This window comes from Salinivibrio sp. PR919, from assembly GCF_001995355.1.
Lineage (GTDB): Bacteria > Pseudomonadota > Gammaproteobacteria > Enterobacterales > Vibrionaceae > Salinivibrio > Salinivibrio proteolyticus.
Map to the genome: position 1 here is coordinate 1 of NZ_MUFL01000151.1, position 2813 is coordinate 2813.

Here is a 2813-nt window from a genome sequence, read left to right on the forward strand (position 1 = left end):
CGCATCAGCGGTGAGGAAATCGTAACATGTAAGCCTTCGCTATCACTTTGGGGGGCGGACACACAGGCTGTGCCTTGGCTAAGCGGGCATTGATACCAATAATTGCTGGGCTGCCCGGAGGCGGTGCGGGCGGTATCGCTAATTTGCGCTTCGCTCAGCACTGATGGCGTCAACTGGTCACCACGCTTTTGCCATAGACTGGCAAAGCGGCCTGCGGCATTGGCGCCACGTTCACTGTCTAATTGGTAAAACTCATCCTCTTGGTCAAGTGCATTGGGCTTAAACACGACAAATGCTGCTTGCACGCTGTCGAAGTTCACAACAGAGCGACGGACGAGTTCATTAATCGAGCCGCGAAGCTCACCACTGTCAGTAAAATTTTGCTCCGCGTTATACTGTAAATACACCACGCTTTGGGCCAGCATTTGTGCGCGGTACACCGCCTCATCAAGCGAACGTTGAACATGGGTGGCTTGCACTTGTGCTTGGCTTGTCGCTAAGCGCTGTGCAGATTGTTTTAGGCTCTGCGTACTCGCAGTGCTAACGGTTTGGTGGAATTGCTGATTCACGTACGACGAAAAACTCAGCAGCGCTGCTGCTGTAATGGCGACACAGGCGCCAGCCACCAGCGTGACTTTCCATTGGATCGAAAGGGATTTCATGACAGCTCCTTGTCATTACAACGCACTCGCATAATGCCAGCGCTATTCTCATCCTTGAAACACTTGCAACTAAACCATAACAAAAAAGCGCAGGCGATAAACCTGCGCTTCCCATATTTTTGCTTTTTTACGGTAAGAACCCTAAATGACTTACCTGTCTTTCGGGTCTAACGCATCGCGTAAACCATCACCGACATAGTTAAAGCAAAACAGTGTCATTACCATAAAGGCCGCAGGGAAAAGCAATTGCCAAATCGCGAGTTCCATCGTTTGAGAACCCTCTTGCAACAACGCCCCCCAGCTAGTCATCGGCTCTTGCACCCCGAGTCCCAAGAAACTCAGGAATGATTCAAACAAAATCATATTGGGGACAAGCAAAGTCGAGTAAACCGCAACAATACCGAGCACGTTTGGCACGATATGGCGCGTAATAATATGGCGCGTACTAACCCCTGAAACGTGCGCGGCTTCGACGAACTCTTTACTGCGTAAGCTTAGGGTTTGACCACGCACAATACGCGCCATGTCTAGCCATGCAATACAGCCGATGGCAACGAAGATCAACACGATATTACGGCCAAAGAAGGTGACCAACACAATCACGAAGAACATGAATGGAATCGATTGGAGGATCTCGACCAAACGCATCATGACAGCATCGGTGCGGCCGCCAATAAAGCCAGATGTGGCACCATATAGCGTACCAATCAACACCGCGACGAGTGCCCCCATGACACCGACCATAATCGAAATGCGTCCGCCCATCATGGTGCGGGTAAACAAATCACGTCCTAGCGCATCGGTACCAAACCAATGCCCTTCCATACCAAATGATGGCGCGGCATGAATAGCATACCAATCGGTCGCATCGTAGGCATAGGCACTTAGATGCGGCCCAATAATCACACTAAGGCCAATCAAAAACAGGATGACCAAACTTGCCATCGCCGCGCGGTTACGTCGAAAACGCACCGCAGCATCTTGCCATAAGCTTCGACCCTTCACATCGACTTGTTCAGAGAAGCTCTCGAGGGCGTCAATATTTTCTTTTTTCGTCAGCATTATGTCACCCCTAGTAACGGATCTTAGGATCGATATACGCCAGCAGGATATCGACGATAGCGTTAAACAGAATGGTGAGCGTACCAATTAAGATGGTGCAGCCCAGTACCAGTGAATAGTCGCGGTTAAACGCTGCGTTCACGAATAACTTACCGATGCCAGGCAAACCAAAGATGGTTTCAATTACAACCGAACCGGTAATAATCCCCACAAACGCAGGCCCCATGTAGGAAACAACCGGTAGCATCGCCGGCTTAAGTGCATGTTTAACAATAATTTTGGGGTAACTCAGTCCTTTCGCGCGAGCGGTACGAATGAAGTTACTGTTCAAGGTTTCAATCATGCTGCCTCGAGTAACACGCGCAAATGTTGCCACGTAAAGCAGCGACATGCCTATCATGGGTAGGATCATGAATTGCCAGCCACCACCTTGCCAGCCACCAGCAGGAAGCCAACCGAGATTAATCGAGAAGATATAAATTAACACTGGAGCGAGAACAAATGATGGCATTACCACCCCAAGCATGGCTGTCGACATGATGGCATAGTCAATCCAGGTGTTTTGCTTGAGCGCCGCAATGGTGCCAATCGTGACCCCAAACACTAAAGTGAACAAAAACGCCAATGCGCCGATTTGGGCAGAGACTGGAAATGCCCCCGCGATCAGTTCGTTCACCGAAAAATCGATGTATTTAAATGAGGGCCCAAAGTCACCCTGTAAAATATTGCCAAGGTAGGTGGTGTATTGTTCGAACACCGGCTTATCCAAGCCATACTTAGCATTAATGTTGGCCATTACCTCTGGGGGTAACGGACGCTCACTTGAAAAAGGGTTGCCGGGCGCAAACCGCATTAAGAAAAAGGAAACAGTGATCAATACCAACAAAGTTGGAATGGCTTCCAAAATTCGCTTAGCGATAAATTTCAACATAGCTGTACCGTATCGTTTTGAGAATCACAGCGAGCGCTGTCTGAATAGACCTCACAGACAGCGACAGCCAGCCAAGGAAGCCGCCGATGGCGACTCCCTTAGTTAGCTGTGAGTCAGGGGTTTATTCCGCTTTAATGTAAAGATCTTTAGAGTAGATC

Annotated in this window: 2 protein-coding genes and 1 pseudogene; all 3 read right to left on the reverse strand. The window is 49.3% G+C overall.

Annotation, left to right across the window (positions count from 1 at the left end):
• Positions 1–662 (reverse strand): annotated as a pseudogene (locus BZG83_RS16175) (methyl-accepting chemotaxis protein); the annotation flags it as partial.
• 150 nt (positions 663–812) lie between these two features.
• Positions 813–1724 (reverse strand): oligopeptide ABC transporter permease OppC, encoded by a 912-nt coding sequence (gene oppC / locus BZG83_RS16180; protein ID WP_069590927.1) that lies wholly within the window; start codon positions 1722–1724, stop codon positions 813–815.
• A gap of 10 nt (positions 1725–1734) precedes the next feature.
• On the reverse strand, positions 1735–2655 hold the full coding sequence (gene oppB / locus BZG83_RS16185) for an oligopeptide ABC transporter permease OppB (protein WP_069590926.1): 921 nt from the start codon (positions 2653–2655) through the stop codon (positions 1735–1737).
• Between the last annotated feature and the right edge of the window lie 158 nt (positions 2656–2813).

Bases quoted from the DNA above. Each gene is read 5' to 3' on its own strand.
- oppC (WP_069590927.1), bottom strand. From the start codon at position 1,724: ATGCTGACGAAAAAAGAAAATATTGACGCCCTCGAGAGCTTCTCTGAA.
- oppB (WP_069590926.1), bottom strand. From the start codon at position 2,655: ATGTTGAAATTTATCGCTAAGCGAATTTTGGAAGCCATTCCAACTTTG.